The sequence below is a fragment of the Methyloprofundus sp. genome (assembly GCF_965251085.1).
Taxonomy (GTDB): domain Bacteria; phylum Pseudomonadota; class Gammaproteobacteria; order Methylococcales; family Methylomonadaceae; genus Methyloprofundus.
In genome coordinates, this window is sequence record NZ_OZ252594.1 from 1,008,285 (window position 1) to 1,025,365 (window position 17,081).

The window sequence follows — 17,081 nt, forward strand, 5'->3', positions numbered from 1 at the left end:
AATCCACAAAACTCCTTATTAAACAATGATATAATATCATTTTCCTGATTTCACTATCTCATTGTTTTAATGAAGCCCTCTAAAGTATCAAAATCCTCATCTCACGTAAGAAACCGTACCCGAACGGTAAAAATGACATCTACAGCACATGGATTGACAAGCCAGGCGGGACTGATTCCCGTCGTGAAATATTTAGACAGGATAGGTTTTGAAAAAACCGTAAAACAAAGCGTTCCACATCGGCGGGGTGAAAATGCAGACCATCACTTATCTGATGTGGTTCTATTGACGTTGGTTGGCATGATGGGGGGAGCAACATCAATGGCAAAGGTGACGACCGTATGGGCAGATAGCGTACTGCGCAAAGTAGCTGGCTGGATAAAGATTCCTGTTGAAACCACAATTTTACGGATCTTTAAAGAAGTAAGTGATAGGCAGATAAGCCAGTTTGAAACGCTCACGCATACTTTGCGTGGTCAACACTGGCGGCGATTGCTTCGTTCCGGAAAATCGAAAACTGGCATACAATCCGTCCAGTGGGTCGATGTCGATTCAACTGTGGACACCGTTTGTGGTCGACAAGAAGGAAGTGCCAAAGGCTTCAACCCCAAAAAGAAAGGTGCCCGTTCATACCATCCACAACTCGCTTTTCTAGCGGAAACAAAAGAAATTTTACAAGCCTGGTTCCGGACAGGCAATGCCTTTACAAGCAATGGTGTTGTAGAATTTACCAAACAGTTACTTGCACACTTGCCCAATCGGATGCGCATTATTTTTCGCGGTGACAGTGGTTATTTTGTCGGTGATTTGCTTGAATTTCTCGATACCAGAGGGCATGGGTATCTAATAAAGGTTAAACTTAAGAATTTGAACGCATTGCTGGCCAAACAGGCCTGGACAGCCATACAAGGCCGACCCGGTTGGGAGCAGAGCGAGTTTCAATATCGTTGTGGTGGCTGGTCTCGCTCTCGTCAGTTTGTCGCGGTCAGGATAAAGCAACCTAAACAAGTGACAGGACCTCAGTCCGAGCTTTGGGATACGGCAGAATATGACTATTTTTGTTATGTAACAACTGAACCTCTATCGCCTTGGCAAACACATAAGAAGTATGGTGAACGAGCGACGTGCGAAACATGGATTGAAGAAGCAAAATCACAAATGGGTTTAGGTAAAATCAGAACGAATCAATTTCTGGCTAATGCCGCATTATTTCATTGCGCCGTTCTTGCCTACAATACCGTGCGCTGGATGGCTCAATTGAGTGGCAACAAAACGTTGTGCCAATGGGAGCCGGATACACTTCGTACTTATCTGATTCGGGTGGCTGGAAAATTACTCACAGGCAATAATCAGCTGAGAGTCAGAACACCTGCAGGTCCGCTCTATCCACAGGAATGGGATGATTGGGTTAAGGTGGGGTTACTCGCTTAACATTAACCGAAGTTAAGTCACTTTGATTAAAAGGTCATGGCACGTTGGCAGGGTGTTTATTGCCTTGGGCTCGGGGGATATCCATACGATACAAAAAATTTCCTCTATTTATGATTTAAATCTGGATATTTTGATCGGTTGGACAAAGAGGGCTGGCAAAGCGGCAGTAAAAACCTAATAACCACTTAGCTAGACAGGTTAATGAGAGTCAAAATATGGGCTTGCAGGATTTAGGTAATATTTAATCTAAAGGTTTGAATAATGGTAATCTGACAGAACAACATCAACCATTAGAATCTGACGAATAAGAAATATCAGGAAATTTACTTTCCATCTTTTCGATGAATTTAGGTGTATTGCTAACACCCCAGTTTCTGGCAACGTAGTACCCATCGTTATTAAAGACTAACTCAGGCTCTCTGTTATATCGGTATTTTGAATAACGCGTTTCAGTCTCAGTCATTTCTTCTCGCAATTTTAATAATTTAAAACTGCAAGATTTGTCATTGCGCAGAAATTTAAATACATCATTGTCAATTAATTTATTCTCATTCAAAAGTTCTACTGTGAAAAAATCAATATCTGATTTTTTAAAATCTTTCTCATAAACTTCATCTAAATAAGAAATGGTAAATAATGAGCGATCTTTGTTGGTATTTCTTGAAATACGATCTTCTCTTCGTTTTTGCCGAACTTCAATTTGATAACTTTCAGCCTCTGGGAGGGGAATAATTTGATTCGCACTTAAAACCAGCTTATCGTCAATTTTATGAAGAGATAGGCGAACACAGCTAATATCTAAATCACGGTCATTAAGCCAAAGAACAGAGGTTGTAATTTCTTTAGAAAAATTGGCTGATGCTAAGATAATTCTTACATTTTGGGCAAAGTCATCGTCCCTTGGGGCATCCCAGCCCAAGAATTCACATAGCTTAGTTTCTGCATCAGAGTCTATCGCATTGTCATCCAAGTATTTCTTAAATGCAGTTTTTGCTTGCTCCCAAGTCATATTGGCAACCATTGCGGCATAACGAATGGCCTGCAACTCCATATGCCCACCATCATCAGTGCGTTTAAGCTCAATAACAACAAGATTGGCATCTTTATCAACTGCTAAAAGATCAATTCGTCTACCACTTTCAGACCATTCACCAAACTCTTCGGCATCAGTAGCAATAACTTCAACATTAGCTCTTAGTAGACGTTGTAGGTCACGTTTCTCCCAAAGATTTTCTTTCTGAAAGCTAGTAGATACGAGCGGGGAAAGTACATCCTCTGTTATTTGATAAAGGGGCATTTAATAATCCTTTCTTATTAAGATCTACACTACGAGTAAGTATTTATTCAGCTATCAACGCATCAAGTTGAAACGGTTAATATTTTAAAAATATATAACAAAATCACATGTACTAAAGATCCATATTAGCACCGTTATTTTTCAACCAGTTTTTACGCTCACAGTAGTCAGGCATCACCTTATCCACCTCATTCCAAAAAGCATCCGTATGATTACGATGATGACTATGGCACAGCTCATGCACAACGATATAGTCGATGATTTTGGGGGGCGCCATCATGCACTTCCAATGAAAAGTCAACACATCGGTTTTACTGCAACTTGCCCAACGATAGCTCATGTCTTTTATTTTAACTGACGCAGGTACTACTCCCACTTTTGCAGCAAAATATTTTACTCTTTGCCTAATACGATCTATTCCTTTATTGGTGTAATAGTGTTCAAAAGCTAATTTAGCAGAAGTTGAACCCCCTTTTTCAATAAGTCCACGATGTAAACAAAATCGTCCCTCTTTTAATTTTAGATCACAATCTTGCTCACTGACTAAAGACAACCGGTAAGATCGCCCTAAGTATAAAAAGGTTTCACCATTAACCCATTCACGAACAACGGCTGTTGAATTTAAGTCTTTCCATTCAGCCAGGTTTCTATAAATCCATAGTCGCTTACTTTCAACGACAGCATCAACTTGTTCAGGACTGTAGTCATTAGGTGGGCGTACAACTATAGAACCATTGCGCTCAATGATTATATCGGTAGTTTTCCGCTCACTCCCCGGCAGTAATTGGTAGTCAATATCCCTTACTCGTCTTGCATTCATAACTGATCCCCCTCAGAAGCACTTCTGATAAGTTCATCATGGCGGTTCTTTGCAAGTTTCATAATTTCAATGGCTACCCGTTCACGATTTTTCTTAAGTTCAATAATACCGGTTAAGGTCAAAGCTGTTTTAATATCACTGCGGGTTTTCTTTTGTTTATCAGCATTATTCCAGAAGTCGATGCTACCAATACTATCTTGCAGTGTTTCAACGATAGCTTCCATCAAACCCTTCATTTTAGTTTTAGCATTTGCCGGTACTTCACCGTTTTCAAACGCTTCATTAGCAATATGTTCGTAGAAGGTTGTGGCTTCTTTGCTCATGCCTTGTTCACCTGTTTTACGACCTTGCATGGCCTCAGTGCGTAATTTTTCTAATTCTTCAGCTAATTTTACCCAGTCTTCTTGATGTTGATCGATTAGGTTTTCAACCTTCTCCGATAAACTTTTATAAAATGCAGGATCTTCATCATTATGCACTGTGCAATGTTTACGAATGGCATGCTCCATCTCGCTGGCTTTAGATTCCGCATTACCCTGCGCATGTTTATTGAGGTTTTCAATAAAATCATCAGCTAACAGCTCAACAGGCGCAACTTTGGGATTGATGCCTAAGCTGATTAAATGTTCGTTAATTAATCTTTTGACTTTTTCACCCGCATCACCAAAGCTTAGACTGGAATCTTTGTATCGTTCTTTTGCAACGCTTAGTATATAGCCAAAACGCTTTGCGGGTATACGGTAAGGTTGAGCTGATTGGTGTGGTAAAACAATATCCATACTCATTAAAAACTTCTTCAAATACACATCAAAGTCAGCACGTATTTTTTCATCTTTCAATAAGTTAACAGCCTCATGCACAACGTCAGCATCAGCTTCAATACTGGACAACTTCCCTTGCACAAAGTCTTCTACTTGCACCACCTTATTATCACTAAACAACTGCAATAAGCGTTGGTAGCGTTCTTCTAGTACTGGCATTTCTGAGGTAATACTTTTTAAACCTTGTGCCAATTCCTGCTGTTCATCAGCGGCAGCATATAAAGTCAAAGCATCTGTAAGATTTTCTGTCAAACCAATATAGTCAACAATATAACCTCTGCTTTTACCTTTCTTTACTCGGTTGGTACGGGCAATGGCTTGCAGCAAGGTATGTTCTCTAATTTTCTTATCGATATACATCACTTGCTCTATCGGTGCGTCGAAGCCTGTAAGTAGCATGTCGCAGACAATTAAAAAAGCGATCCCCGTATAAGGTTTATCTGGGTCTTGCATATCAAAAGACCGACAAAAATTATCGACAGCATTCCATGCTTTTGCCTGCTTTCGAGCTTCGGTTATATAAGCGGCCTCATTAGTGCCGTCACCCGATACAACAACAGCAGCTTTGAGAAAAGCTATCTTTTTAATCAGCTCTTCATTGGGTTCAGATTCTAACTTTAAAGCTTTTACACGCGCTTCAAGTTCTTCGGCTATTGCTGATTGATAACGAACTGCCGCAAGCTTCGAATGACAGACTACCTGTGCCTTAAAACCATTAGGTAAGATTTGCTCTATATAATGGTTGACCATATCTTTAGCAATAGCTTTTATTCGTTCCTCAGCTTCCAGAATATCGCCAGTAGCTCCGTATTTCTTTTTAATAGCTAACAGCTCTTCATCGCTGCGGTCTTTAAATAAATTTTCAAACTCTGTTTCAAAACCATGTTTATCATTAAGTGCAGAATCTGCTGTACGCCCTTCGTATAAAATCTGCAAAGTCGCCCCGTCATTAACCGCATCCATCAAGCGATAGGTATCAATATATCCACCAAAACGCTTATACGTTTTCTTCTCACCATGGCGCTTAGTAATTAACGGTGTACCGGTAAAAGCAATACGCGCTGCGTTGGGAAAAGCTTCAAAAATATTATCACCCAAATCTGAACCTTGGGTACGGTGAGCCTCATCAATCATAAGAATAATGCGTGATGAAGCATTAACCACACCAAATGTTTTATTGCTTGGCATAGCTTGATAAGTACCCAGCGCTTCTGCCACCTTTAACGGTAAGTTTTCATCATGCAATTGAAACTTATGCATCATGACCATATTAATGTCTGAACTGTCGGTGGCTAAATCTCCACGCAAGGCTTTGTTACTCTCTATGGTATTGACACGGCCACCAATAAGCGTGGCCGTTTCAGCAAGCTGATCTTCTAAATCCACACGATCATTAATTAATAGAATTTTATAGTCATTTAAGTCTTTAGACGTTCTCAGCATTCGGGCAACAAACACCATAGTTAAGCTTTTTCCAGAGCCTTGGGTATGCCAAACCACTCCGCTTTTCTCTAGCGCATTCTGGCCATTGCGTAATCGATCAATAATTTTATTCGCGGCACGGAATTGCTGATAACGACACACCACTTTTATTCGTGGTCCGCCATCTGTATCCATAAATAGGGTTGAGGACCGCAGAATATTAAGCAAGTTGGTTTTATTCAGCAGTCCGCTAATCAGCTGATGCTGTTGATTCAGATCTTCTACACTCGCATCATCATTTGGCCATTGGGTTTTCCATGGAAAAAAATGCTCAACACCCGATGTAATTGTCCCGTAGTCAGCCTCTAAACCACAGCTTCGGATAAGCATCATCGCAGTATGAAACAGTTTAGGCTCGCCTTCTTTTAACCCCTGTTGTTTTGTCGCCTTACGCTGGTTCATATAACGCTGTAGCTGTTCAAACGCTTCTGGCATTGGGTTCGCGCAGGTTGCGCCACCTTTTTTGCACTCCACTATAATCAACGGCAACCCATTCACAAACAATACAATGTCAGGAATGATAAATTGCTTTACACAGCCAGGTGTATCAATTCGGAATTGATTGATAACGTGAAAAGTATTCTTTTCAGGCCTGTCAAAATCAATCAGCTTGACTATTGGGTCTTGTTCTCCGGTGATTTCATTAACATCCACCTGAGATTTAAACAGCAACTTTTGAATGGCTTCGTTGGCCTCAAATAAAGTACGATTAGGCTGGCGCAAAATTTGATCATACAAGTCATGAAGTTGTTTTTTGGTTAGCCACTCTTCACCTGTGTTGGTAGTGTTAATCGCTGAAATGGCCTTTTCAAAAACATCCGGCAACAACCATTGGCGGAAGTTTTTACGTAAGCTTTTGCTTGGGTCTTGTGGAATGTCCTGGCCTTGATCAACACTGATCCAACCCAGCGATTTTAATTGCTGTAGAAAGGGTTGTTCGACTTCGGTGTATTCAGACATGAGCAACCTCAGCTTTATCTATGGAGGCCATCTCGTTCCCACGCTCCCGCGTGGGAATGCATACCGTATTTACCATTGCCTGCAAACCTCCAGTAAGCCCAGCTTCCCCGAATAATCTCGGGCACTGGAATAGCGCCAATGCTCGGCTTTATCCACATAACCCCGCTTTATCTCGTTCCCACGCTCCCGCGTGGGAATGCATACCGTATTTACCATTGCCTACAAACCTCCAGTAAACCCTGCTGCCCCGAATAATCTCGGGCACTGGAATAACGCCAATGCTCGGCCTTATCCACATAACCCCGCTTTACTGGATTATGATGAATATAATCTATTTTCTGCCTCATCATCTCATCGCTTTGAATCAGTTCAGGATGTACGCCTTCTTGCCAAAACTGATAAGCACGGTCAATTTTGTGGGCTTTTTTATAAAAAGCCAACTGCTCTAAAATTTGTTTGACATTGTTTTTAGAAAGATATTGAATCATTTGCTTTGCCGTATAGGATTTATAGCGGGCAATGTCATGATCCAATGCCTTGCTTTGTACAACAAAATGGCAATGGTTTTCTAACACAACATAGGCATACACCTTCAAGCCATCTTTAGATAAGAACTTTAATGCTTCCAATAAAATACTGACGGTTTCAGGGCGTGTAAAAACAGGAATCCAATGTAATACCGTTAGGGTGATAAAGTGTGGCTGTTCAGGATCGGTTATTTTGTATCGACTTCTACCCATTAGTTAAGCTCCGTATGCATTCCCACGCGGGAGCGTGGGAACGAGGAATTCAGACATATTACAGGTGAACACTCTGTAAACGATCTAAGGCGATACTTATCGCACGGGGATCAAACAACTTTGCTTTCCTTGCGCCCCATCGCTCACCGGCAGGCCAATTTTTCAGACCTTGTTCTATTGCATCAACCTTTGGTTCGCAGTTTTCTTTTTCGATCAACCAATCAACTGTTGCTAACAACTCCAGACCATAAGGTGATTCAAACCCATCAATAATTTGAGAGGTTAATTCAAGTGCAGGCAGATAATCTTTGGCCTCTGAATGCAAATAAGCATTGGCACAGTCACGTTTGTTATCATCAAACCAAATAACATCAAGTGGATCAGAATCAGCGATTCGCTTATCACTTTTAAGGTAACTACCATCCAGTGCATCTAATACATGTCTCAATCTGTCAGCATAAGGGCCGTAGTTATTTGACTGAAATTTCAGTTTTAATGGATTGGTAACAGGCTGTTTTTCAATGACCCGCTCTAGGAACCAAGCCAGTTTTTGAATCTCCAATAAACTGCACTCCATGCCCAACACCCAGTAACGACGTACAAGCTCGGCAATCAATGCTCTTGATGCAGTGAGTTGCTCAACACCTCTCTTTATAGCAATATTCTGATATTGATGGGTCGGCTCATAAACCAACACTTCAACGTCGCTCAAATCCGATAAGGCCTTATCAATTTTCTCCCGGACAACAAGCCAATCCAGCCCCCCATTCCCAGCGCCAAGAGGAGGAATAGCAATGGATTTAACATTATTATTGATAATAAAAGCCTTTAAGTCATTCAAGCCTTCCGTTATCCACTCCAATTTAGAAGGGCTACGCCAATGTTGTTTAGTCGGGAAATTAATGATCCATTTCGGCCCCATCAACTCGCCAGTTTCAGTGATGAACATCTTACCCGTCTGCACCTGTTTGGCTTTGCAGGCCTTGGCGTATTCATTCATATTTTTAACAAAACGCTCTTTAAACATCAGCGCAATACCTTTACCCATAACGCCCACGGTATTCACGGTATTCACTAATGCCTCAGTATCAGCATTCAATAAATTACCTTGTGTGTATTTAATCATCAGAAGTACCACTCTGTACGTGTATAAACAGCAAGCCCAAGCCCGCGCTCGGCCACTTGCTGCTCTATTATCTCGTTCCCACGCTCCCGCGTGGGAATGCATACCGTACTTACCATTGCCTACAAACCTCCAGTAAACCCTGCTGCCCCGAATAATCACGGGCACTGGAATAGCGCCAATGCTCGGCTTTATCCACATAACCCCGCTTTACCGGATTATGATGAATATAATCTATTTTCTGTTTCATCATCTCATCGCTTTGAATCAGTTCAGGGTGTACGCCTTCTTGCCAAAACTGATAAGCACGGTCAATTTTGTGGGCTTTTTTATAAAAAGCCAACTGCTCTAAAATTTGTTTTACATTGTTTTTAGAAAGATATTGAATCATTTGCTTTGCCGTATAGGATTTATAGCGGGCAATGTCACGATCCAATGCCTTGCTTTGTACAACAAAATGGCAATGGTTTTCTAACACAACATAGGCATACACCTTCAAGCCATCTTTAGATAAGAATTTTAATGCATCCAATAAAATACTGACGGTTTCAGGGCGTGTAAAAACAGGAATCCAATGTAATACCGTTAGGGTGATAAAGTGTGGCTGTTCAGGATCGGTTATTTTGTATCGACTTCTACCCATTAGTTAAGCTCCGTATGCATTCCCACGCGGGAGCGTGGGAACGAGAATATAGCAAATTATCTCGGTGAACAATACGCCATATCAGTGCTTTTTTAGGGTTTAGACTCGTGTAGTTATGTGGCATGGATCGTCTCGGATTGATCGACGTTGACCTGGACTTTACCAGTTAGGAGGTCGTGCATTAGACCGCTTTTCATCTGTTTTAGTTTTGAAAGATTATCTTTCTCATCTGCAATTTTTTTATCATTCTTCTCAATTACAATTACAATTTTCCGCTGTTCATCTTCATTCATTAATGAGACTGGAAGTTTATTTAGTACAACTTGATTGACGCTAACTTGGTTAGATGCGTTTGCGTTTGTAAGAATATAATTCCTTGCTTTAGGACTCCTAAGCCATTCAAATAATAAACGTGGCACTAGAACATCGGGGGCAACTCGTAGGCGCATCATATTTGATTCATAAACTGATGGTTCAGGAACGTCAGGAACAAGAGTTGGTAAACCTACGCCATCAACTGTTGCAAAAACCCTGGTTACTAGAATATTATTTTTAGCAATTCCATATTGCCTAAGCTCATCATCAGTGACTTGTCCTCTCCTACATAATGAAAAATCAACTGATCTCTCTTTCGTGAATGCCGTTTGACCCACCATTAATGCACCCTCACCAATTAATTCTGCTGGTTTGTATACTCCATTAGTTGGATTATCAATTAAACATGGTCGAAGTGTTGAAGGTGTCCAGTCTCGTGGAATCCAGCCAATCGGTGTTTCTTGATACAGCTCGGGTGCTTGTTCTCTGGGTGGGCGGAGTTTGCCATCGGCGGTGATGCCTCGGGTAAACAGGTCGTGCATTAAACCTGCTTTGATTTGCTGGTATTTTTTAATCAGTGCTTCGGTTTTTTCGATGGTGTGATCAAGGTTTTGTAGGATTTCACCGATTTTATTTTGTATTGTATTTTTGGAAGGATGAGGGATTTTGACTCTACCTATATCCTTACGGTTAATTTCTAAAAATGTACTCCCTGCAGCATACTTAAGAAATTGATTCTTTAATCTTTGAATTTGATAAAACAAGAATATCCCATCTATATTCGGCTTTGGTGATAAATTCTTAAACCCTTGATTAGTTGAAACAGGAGCGGCTGCAATTTTGATTTCACCAATAGTAGCTCTCGATGTAAACAACAATGTGCCTTTTGCTAACTGCTTTGCAGATGATGATGCTAATCCTGCTTTCGTAATACTTTCTTTTGTACTAAATAGGAAATTAGTATTACAAGCTGTAATGTCCGTTGGTGTTACCCAGTAAATTCCACCATTCCAATATTCATCGACATTCCGTGATGGAGTCCCTCCGCTCGTGATATCCGCTAATTGTTCCAGAGAGGTTGAAGTCCACTCACTCATACCCCAACTCCACCATAAACGCCTGTAATTTCACAGAGGCTTCATCACGGGCATTTTCAATAGTCTTTGCCGTTACTGCGTATTTGCTCCATAAATTTTCAATGGCCTTAACACAGGCACGTTGATCAGCGCGTAAATAAGCTTGGTAGGTATTCATCAGCACTTGTCGTAAGCGTTCAATAATCACGGTTCGTGCTTCATTGTTATTGATTTTGGCTCGCGCACTTTCGACCAGTTCATTGCGCTTGCCTTCTATGCCTTTAATAGTGGCTTTGAGTGCTTTCACTTCATCCTCTAGCACTTTATGACGCTCTAAACTTTTAGTAATCGTTTGTGCTCGTTCAAAAGCCAATTGTCCTTGCGTTATTGCTTCTACAATTTGAGCTGTATATTCGGATTCATGATTGACCTGCGTGGCTAAGGCAATAATACGTTGGCCATTTTCAAATTCTGGGGCTGTTTGTGTGAATCCTTCAGTACAATAAGTCCCTTTTTTCTCACCTTTAGGTAATAACTCTGCACTGTCGATTTCTATGAATAAATTACCGGCAAGCGCTTTTAGCGTTTTAAGCTGTGCTTTCCATTCGGTATTGGCAGTTTTGAGTTCATCCTTTTTACTTTTTACTTCTTCACTGGCCATTACACCGCTGTCTTCTGTGTCTTCAAAATCTTCTTCACTGGCAGCGGCAAACAAGGCTTGCAGTTCGGCTAAACGCGCTTGTGCTTGTTCCATTTCTGCTAGCACTTCTGGAAACTGGCTTTGCAATATCTCTTGATCGGGGATTAATTCGGCACCCCAGCCACTGGCTGCAATGGACTTAAAATCAGCTTTGAGCGTATCAACGTAATTGGCAAACGCACCTCGCACCTGTGAAGAGGTGAGTAACTGCTGCTCAATCAACTCTTGTGCAATACTGTTCAGCAAGCTACTGCGCATTTGATAAACATTGCCGGAATGCGCATGTTGGTTTTCTGGATCGGGCGCTAAGGCTTCAACAAGGGGCAGATTTTTTTGCCACCAGCTTTCAAGTTGATCCATTAGCTCAGCATGGCGAGTGGTTACGCCTTGGTGGGTGCTAACAAAATCGGCAATGTCTCGTTTTTCATTGATAACGGGCGCAATATCCAGATAGGTTTCATCTCTTGCGACAAAACAGTCTTCACGTAATTGCGGATAGTTAGACCAAAAATGTTCAAGGCTATCAACCTCAACAATCGGTACGCCGCCGTGTAAATGTGCGCGCACATCATGCGGCTCTGGTGGTGGGGCATTATCCACATAACGGCGAATATTACAATTGTATTCCTCAGCGGCTATTTCAGCCTTAGGCACCCTACGGGCATAAGCTGGAATATCTTCACCTGAACGATAGGCATGAATTATTTTATCTATATCTTCAGGGCGCAAATGGTTTTGTGCTTTGCCTTCACGATATTCACGGTCAGCATTTATAAATAGCACATGGTCACGCTCGGCAGCGCCTTGTTTATTCATTACCAAAATACAGGCCGGAATACCGGTGCCATAAAACAGATTACTGGGTAAGCCAATAATGGCTTCCAGATAGCCATGTTCAATAAAATGCTTGCGCGCTTCTTTTTCTTCACCACCACGGAACAATACACCGTGTGGCATTACAGAGGCGAGGCGACCATCGTGTTTGAGTACGGCCAGCATATGCTGTATGAACATCAAGTCCGCTTTTTTGCCTTTCTCCGGCATCATCACGGGGAAACGGCCTGAAAATTTAAGGTCTTTCTTTATGTAGTTTTGACTAAAAGGCGGATTAGCAACCACTCGATTAAAGCGTTTAAGTTCGTTGGTTTCATCTAGGTGCTGTGGATCGCGTATTGTGTCTTCTTGGCGAATATCTGCGTGGGAAATACCATGCAGTAACATATTCATTTTGCAGATTGACCATGTGGTACCGATCTTTTCTTGACCAAAAAGCGATATTTCATCTGCACTACCCCCATTTTCTCTCAGGTAATTGTGCATTTGAATAAGCATTCCGCCGGAACCTACCGTCGGATCATAAACGCTCATACCTTCTTGCGGATCACAAATCTCTACACAAATACGAACAACCTCAGACGGTGTATAAAACTCACCGGCTTTTTTACCGGCAGAATCTGCGAAGTATTTTATTAGCCATTCGTAGGCGGCACCCAGTAAATCGGGGAATTCAAAGTCTTCATCTTTGAGGGGGATTTTTTCAAAGTTCAAAACAAAATCAGCCAGCGTGTCATCGTCTAGTGTGCGCTGGCCAATCTTTTTGTTGAAGTTAATGCCTTTCAGAACATCTTGTAATGCATCAAGATTAGCGTCTTCTATCGCTTCAAGTGCTTTATTCAGATTAGTACCTACGTTTTCCTTTACATGTTTTAGTGCTGGATGATGAACAATTTTTGTTTCACCACCTTCAGTGACTTCTTCATCCCAAGCTTGATTCCAACGCGCGCGCTCGGGAACAAAAAAATACTTGCCAGAATAGTTATCAGGGTCATGCAAAGCATCATCAATATCCTCGGAAGACATGCCTTGGGCTGCAAGACCTATCTTCATTTCAGCTTGACGCTGATCAAACAGATCGCTTGCACGCTTGAGGAACAGCATACCGAATATATATTCTTTGTATTCACTGGCATCCATGCTGCCACGAAGGTCATCACAAGCGGTTAGTAATAGGCTTTCTAATCGCGCCAAAGTTAATTTAAACGTCACTTGCTATCCCTCATTTTTGAATGTTTTTTCTTCTATCCACTTTTCAATATCAGGCTCTTTAAACCGCCAGCTACCGCGCACTTTAAAGCCTGGCAGCTTTCCTTCTGCTGCCTAGCGATAAGCAGTCTTCTCAGCTAACTTGAGATATACAGCTACTTCTTTCAAGGTTAGTATGTCGTTACTCATGGCTTTATCCATCTAAATACTAGGTGAGAGAATAAAGGAATATTGAGGAATTCGCAATCAAAGCACCCTTTGTTTTCAAGGGACTTATAGGTATTTTGTTTATGGGGCATCAAGCCAACAACAGTCACTATATGCTTACGGGTAAAATAGCTGAGATCATTTTCTTGATTTGTAATTAAGCTTGCTATGCATTTAGGTATTTCGTGACCGTATTACTTTTACATATTTCTTAATTTCGTATGAGCTAAGACATGTAAGCGATCCTAAAACAAGCCTGAAAACAACTGCACATCCACCCAGTCGCCTTTTTCAATCCTGTCTCTATCATGTGTGAGAATAATAAAAGCATTCGCCATACTGATCGAACTTAAGATACCTGAGCCTTGTTTACCAGTAGTTTTAACCTGAAGTTCTCCTGTTTCAGTCTGGCTAACGATGCCGCGTTGAATTTCAGTGCGCCCTGGTTTTTTACGCATAGCTTCCAGGCTGCGTGCTTTAATTAATGGCGCTATAGGTTTATCTGTGATGCCGAGCATTTTTTCCAGTGCAGGTAGAACCAACTGATAGAGCGTTACGAGAACTGCAACGGGGTTACCTGGTAAACCAAAAAAAATACTGTGTTTTATTTTTCCGAAGGCAATAGGACGACCGGGTTTCATCGCTACTTTCCAGAAATTGATATCACCACTGGTTTGCAGAACCTGTTTAGTAAAATCAGCTTCTCCGACAGAGACTCCGCCAGTAGAAATAATAATATCTGCGTAGTCTGCGGCTTCGTTAAAGCGCTTTAGTAGTTCGCTTTCGTTATCCTGAATAATGCCCAGATTGATGATTTCTATATCGGGGCGATCTAAGGCAGCTTGTAGGCAGTAGCGATTACTATCGTACAATCCACCTTCTGGAATTGCAGAGGCAATGCTGTAAATTTCATTGCCAGTTGAAGCAATGGCAATGCGTAATTTACGTTTGACCTTAATCTCGGTAATGCCTAAAGAGGCAAGTAAACCAATGTCGGCAGGGCATAATAATTTACCCACTTGCAAGACAATGGCATCCAGATGAATATCTTCTCCAGCCTGGCGCACGTTTTGTCCCTTTTTATGTCGGGCATCTATTGAAATTACATTTCGCGTAACCTCACAATGCTCCTGCATAATAACCGTATCCAGATCTGCGGGTATTGCTGCGCCGGTCATAATACGTATGCAATGTCCGGACTGACACGTTTCGGTATAGAATTCCCCCGCCAGTACGGTCGCCTGAATAGTTAGGCTGGTCGTGGTATTTTCTGTAGGTAAATCGCTACCATGCAGGGCATAACCATCGACTGCTGAATTAGTATGACCGGGAACTTGAACTGGGCTGATAATGCTTGTAGCCAGACAGCGCCCTTTTGCTTGTTCGATCGGTATTTGCTGACTCTCTTGTAGAACAGGCATCGCATCCTGTATCGCCTGTTTTGCCAGGTCTAAATGCAATAAACCAGGTTCATTAATATCTGCGCAATTCGGGGGACTATTGATCATTTGCGTGTAGAGGGTCCGTTAAGTGGTAAGCCATTATCGAGAAAACTTAAAAAATACTCTAACTGCTTTAAAGCAGTGCTTTGAGCCGGATCGACATCGGCACGAATAAGTTTATTACATACCATAAAACGGCGGTGTAAAGTTCCCATTTCTCCTGTATTTAAGCGATAGGCGGGCCAGTGTGTGGTGTGACCTAGTGCTGGACTGAGAATTTCCGAGCGGATAAATTTTCCTGCATTATCTAAATGACAGCTTGCACAGGAAAAATTAAGCTGCCCCCGGCGTTGGTAAAAATAGGCTTTGCCTTGCTCGTAAGCGTTAAGCGCAGCAGGGGAGTTATCTGGGATCTGGGTGTTAATACGTTGCCCACGTGAGGTATATGCCAGATATGCTAATAAGTAGCTAATCTCACCTTTACCATAGGCTAGGGCAGGGAGCTGATTGCGTTGCCGGCAATTATTGATTGCACTGGCCAGCGTAGTGATTTGCTGTTTCTGTTCGTCCCAATAGGGATAGTCTTGCGCAATAGCCACACCCTTATTAGCAAAGCAATCTGCATAGCGGGAGCCATTTTCAAACGGGGCTTTATATAAAGTTTCCCCTTGTTCCAGAGCCAGTTCGTAGGGAGGGAATTCCTCAATAGCCAGCCAGGAATCTTTTGCATCAGGGTCTATGGCATAAACGCCCTCGGCATAATCCTCAAGACTTAGTTGCGGAAAGAGTTGTTGATAGACGGCACGAATTTGTTGTCGGTCTTCTGTTGGATTCGCCCAGATTGGAGCGCTGGAAATGAATAAAAATAGAACAACAGTCGTCCTTAATTGGGCAAAAAATATCATCGGATAATATGCTCGGCAGTGTCACTATAGCCGAGATTATCTATCCAGCTGATAGTGATGGTATCGCCCGGTTGAGTGGATTTTATGCGAAATGAAAAGAAGGGGTTTTTTGCAACGCCGACACCCATTTGGCATTCACTCATCAGTTGCTCATTATGCGTAAAGCTCAAGGTTTGAATAAAATGCGCGGGAACCAGTTCTCCGGTTTCTTCATCTTTTCTTTTTCCGGTTTCCATTGGGTGAGCAATCAGGGTGCGCACTAAGGTATAGTCAGCCAGGCGTTTACAGCGAATTTTTATGGTAGACATATTAACCTCCACATCCGCCTAAAGTGACTTTTACTTTTTGCCGGGCCTGGTAATATTGGTTATCTGCTCTTAGCACAACGATTACATCACAGGTTTCCTGCATTTTAAAGCGTGCACCTATATAGGTTTCTAACGCAGGGTTCAAGCTAAATTTTGCGACTAAGGGCACCGGGTTTTTTTCCGAAAGTATATAAATAGTATCGGCATTCTCAATTGTGCTGGTAATGGTAATAGGCACAACCGATCCATTTTCAGCGATACGTGGCAATTTTAAATGAATCTTATTCGTTGCTAATAATACCTGTTCAGGAAATAGCTGCTTAAGCGAGCTATCAATAGTCTGCCGACGATAATCTTCTGCTATCCAGTTTGCCAAAGCTGTTTTGGAAAATGCGAATGTTAAAGTATAACCGGCCAGCGTGAGCATGCGGGTAATAAAATCGCGGCGAGTGGTGGGCATAGAGTGTCCTGAAAAATCTGCGAATAAAAAATAATGAACTCTATTATACTTCGCGCGATCACGGATGGGGGAAATACTAATATAGTGAGCTTATTTTTGCCGATAGCTACGTTGCTGAAACCGTTACGTAGCCCGTATGGAGAATGCGCAATACGGGAAAGTGGGTGCTCAGGTATTGCTGTATTACGCAAGCTTCATACAGGCTACATTCTGATAATTTTAAAACAGAATAGGGTGCGCCTAAATAACAGGGCTATTCACCCTGAGAACACCTTCAGACCACCTGAACTCTAGGATAATAACTTGAT

The 17,081-nt window shown here is 41.9% G+C and carries 15 protein-coding genes; 1 reads left to right on the forward strand and 14 read right to left on the reverse strand.

Translation table 11 applies throughout. From position 1 onward, the window contains the following. Positions 1 to 69: 69 nt before the first annotated feature. The gene (locus ACQY3F_RS04750) at positions 70 to 1,431 is read left to right on the forward strand and encodes an IS1380 family transposase (RefSeq protein ID WP_428352976.1); all 1,362 of its coding nucleotides are present in this window, start codon (positions 70 to 72) and stop codon (positions 1,429 to 1,431) included. A 283-nt stretch (positions 1,432 to 1,714) separates the two neighbouring features. Here ACQY3F_RS04750 and ACQY3F_RS04755 read toward each other — a convergent pair whose 3' ends face one another. The 14 genes from ACQY3F_RS04755 to soxY all read right to left on the reverse strand — a co-directional run bounded on the left by ACQY3F_RS04755 (position 1,715) and on the right by soxY (position 16,773). Next, positions 1,715 to 2,728 (reverse strand): hypothetical protein, encoded by a 1,014-nt coding sequence (locus ACQY3F_RS04755; protein ID WP_428353807.1) that lies wholly within the window; start codon positions 2,726 to 2,728, stop codon positions 1,715 to 1,717. A 112-nt stretch (positions 2,729 to 2,840) separates the two neighbouring features. After that, the gene (locus tag ACQY3F_RS04760) at positions 2,841 to 3,548 is read right to left on the reverse strand and encodes a M48 family metallopeptidase (protein ID WP_428353808.1); all 708 of its coding nucleotides are present in this window, start codon (positions 3,546 to 3,548) and stop codon (positions 2,841 to 2,843) included. After that, positions 3,545 to 6,811 (reverse strand): type I restriction endonuclease subunit R, encoded by a 3,267-nt coding sequence (locus tag ACQY3F_RS04765; protein ID WP_428353809.1) that lies wholly within the window; start codon positions 6,809 to 6,811, stop codon positions 3,545 to 3,547. The genes ACQY3F_RS04760 and ACQY3F_RS04765 overlap by 4 nt, the downstream gene beginning before the upstream one ends. A gap of 69 nt (positions 6,812 to 6,880) precedes the next feature. After that, positions 6,881 to 7,027, reverse strand: coding sequence for a hypothetical protein (locus ACQY3F_RS04770; RefSeq protein ID WP_428353810.1), 147 nt, complete (start codon positions 7,025 to 7,027; stop codon positions 6,881 to 6,883). Further along, positions 7,021 to 7,551 (reverse strand): REP-associated tyrosine transposase, encoded by a 531-nt coding sequence (locus ACQY3F_RS04775; protein ID WP_428353811.1) that lies wholly within the window; start codon positions 7,549 to 7,551, stop codon positions 7,021 to 7,023. Before ACQY3F_RS04775 ends, ACQY3F_RS04770 begins: the two co-directional genes overlap by 7 nt. Positions 7,552 to 7,609: 58 nt before the next feature. Continuing rightward, complete coding sequence (darG, locus tag ACQY3F_RS04780; RefSeq protein ID WP_428353812.1) at positions 7,610 to 8,677, reverse strand: type II toxin-antitoxin system antitoxin DNA ADP-ribosyl glycohydrolase DarG; 1,068 nt, start codon at positions 8,675 to 8,677, stop codon at positions 7,610 to 7,612. A gap of 109 nt (positions 8,678 to 8,786) precedes the next feature. Then, positions 8,787 to 9,317: an REP-associated tyrosine transposase gene (locus tag ACQY3F_RS04785; RefSeq protein WP_428353813.1), complete on the reverse strand. Its 531-nt coding sequence runs from the start codon at positions 9,315 to 9,317 to the stop codon at positions 8,787 to 8,789. Positions 9,318 to 9,430: 113 nt separating this feature from the next. Beyond that, a complete protein-coding gene (locus ACQY3F_RS04790) occupies positions 9,431 to 10,729 on the reverse strand; it encodes a restriction endonuclease subunit S (RefSeq protein ID WP_428353814.1) in 1,299 nt (432 codons plus the stop codon). Further along, the gene (locus tag ACQY3F_RS04795) at positions 10,722 to 13,454 is read right to left on the reverse strand and encodes an N-6 DNA methylase (RefSeq protein ID WP_428353815.1); all 2,733 of its coding nucleotides are present in this window, start codon (positions 13,452 to 13,454) and stop codon (positions 10,722 to 10,724) included. The genes ACQY3F_RS04790 and ACQY3F_RS04795 overlap by 8 nt, the downstream gene beginning before the upstream one ends. 3 nt (positions 13,455 to 13,457) lie before the next feature. Then, complete coding sequence (locus ACQY3F_RS04800; protein ID WP_428357613.1) at positions 13,458 to 13,550, reverse strand: hypothetical protein; 93 nt, start codon at positions 13,548 to 13,550, stop codon at positions 13,458 to 13,460. Between the two features lie 353 nt (positions 13,551 to 13,903). Beyond that, positions 13,904 to 15,166, reverse strand: coding sequence for a molybdopterin molybdotransferase MoeA (moeA, locus tag ACQY3F_RS04805; protein WP_428353816.1), 1,263 nt, complete (start codon positions 15,164 to 15,166; stop codon positions 13,904 to 13,906). Continuing rightward, positions 15,163 to 16,005 carry a sulfur oxidation c-type cytochrome SoxA gene (soxA, locus tag ACQY3F_RS04810; RefSeq protein WP_428353817.1) on the reverse strand — a complete coding sequence of 281 codons (843 nt, stop codon included), beginning with the start codon at positions 16,003 to 16,005 and terminating at the stop codon, positions 15,163 to 15,165. Before soxA ends, moeA begins: the two co-directional genes overlap by 4 nt. Continuing rightward, positions 16,002 to 16,313, reverse strand: coding sequence for a thiosulfate oxidation carrier complex protein SoxZ (gene soxZ, locus ACQY3F_RS04815; RefSeq protein WP_428353818.1), 312 nt, complete (start codon positions 16,311 to 16,313; stop codon positions 16,002 to 16,004). The genes soxA and soxZ overlap by 4 nt, the downstream gene beginning before the upstream one ends. 1 nt (position 16,314) lies before the next feature. After that, the gene (gene soxY, locus ACQY3F_RS04820; RefSeq protein ID WP_428353819.1) at positions 16,315 to 16,773 is read right to left on the reverse strand and encodes a thiosulfate oxidation carrier protein SoxY; all 459 of its coding nucleotides are present in this window, start codon (positions 16,771 to 16,773) and stop codon (positions 16,315 to 16,317) included. Between the last annotated feature and the right edge of the window lie 308 nt (positions 16,774 to 17,081).

What these genes read in the sequence shown, in the direction of transcription:
- ACQY3F_RS04750 (WP_428352976.1), top strand. Translation starts at nt 70, where the DNA reads ATGAAGCCCTCTAAAGTATCAAAATCCTCATCTCACGTAAGAAACCGT.
- ACQY3F_RS04755 (WP_428353807.1), bottom strand. Translation starts at nt 2,728, where the DNA reads ATGCCCCTTTATCAAATAACAGAGGATGTACTTTCCCCGCTCGTATCT.
- ACQY3F_RS04760 (WP_428353808.1), bottom strand. Translation starts at nt 3,548, where the DNA reads ATGAATGCAAGACGAGTAAGGGATATTGACTACCAATTACTGCCGGGG.
- ACQY3F_RS04765 (WP_428353809.1), bottom strand. Translation starts at nt 6,811, where the DNA reads ATGTCTGAATACACCGAAGTCGAACAACCCTTTCTACAGCAATTAAAA.
- ACQY3F_RS04770 (WP_428353810.1), bottom strand. Translation starts at nt 7,027, where the DNA reads ATGGTAAATACGGTATGCATTCCCACGCGGGAGCGTGGGAACGAGATA.
- ACQY3F_RS04775 (WP_428353811.1), bottom strand. Translation starts at nt 7,551, where the DNA reads ATGGGTAGAAGTCGATACAAAATAACCGATCCTGAACAGCCACACTTT.
- darG (WP_428353812.1), bottom strand. Translation starts at nt 8,677, where the DNA reads ATGATTAAATACACACAAGGTAATTTATTGAATGCTGATACTGAGGCA.
- ACQY3F_RS04785 (WP_428353813.1), bottom strand. Translation starts at nt 9,317, where the DNA reads ATGGGTAGAAGTCGATACAAAATAACCGATCCTGAACAGCCACACTTT.
- ACQY3F_RS04790 (WP_428353814.1), bottom strand. Translation starts at nt 10,729, where the DNA reads ATGAGTGAGTGGACTTCAACCTCTCTGGAACAATTAGCGGATATCACG.
- moeA (WP_428353816.1), bottom strand. Translation starts at nt 15,166, where the DNA reads ATGATCAATAGTCCCCCGAATTGCGCAGATATTAATGAACCTGGTTTA.
- soxA (WP_428353817.1), bottom strand. Translation starts at nt 16,005, where the DNA reads ATGATATTTTTTGCCCAATTAAGGACGACTGTTGTTCTATTTTTATTC.
- soxZ (WP_428353818.1), bottom strand. Translation starts at nt 16,313, where the DNA reads ATGTCTACCATAAAAATTCGCTGTAAACGCCTGGCTGACTATACCTTA.
- soxY (WP_428353819.1), bottom strand. Translation starts at nt 16,773, where the DNA reads ATGCCCACCACTCGCCGCGATTTTATTACCCGCATGCTCACGCTGGCC.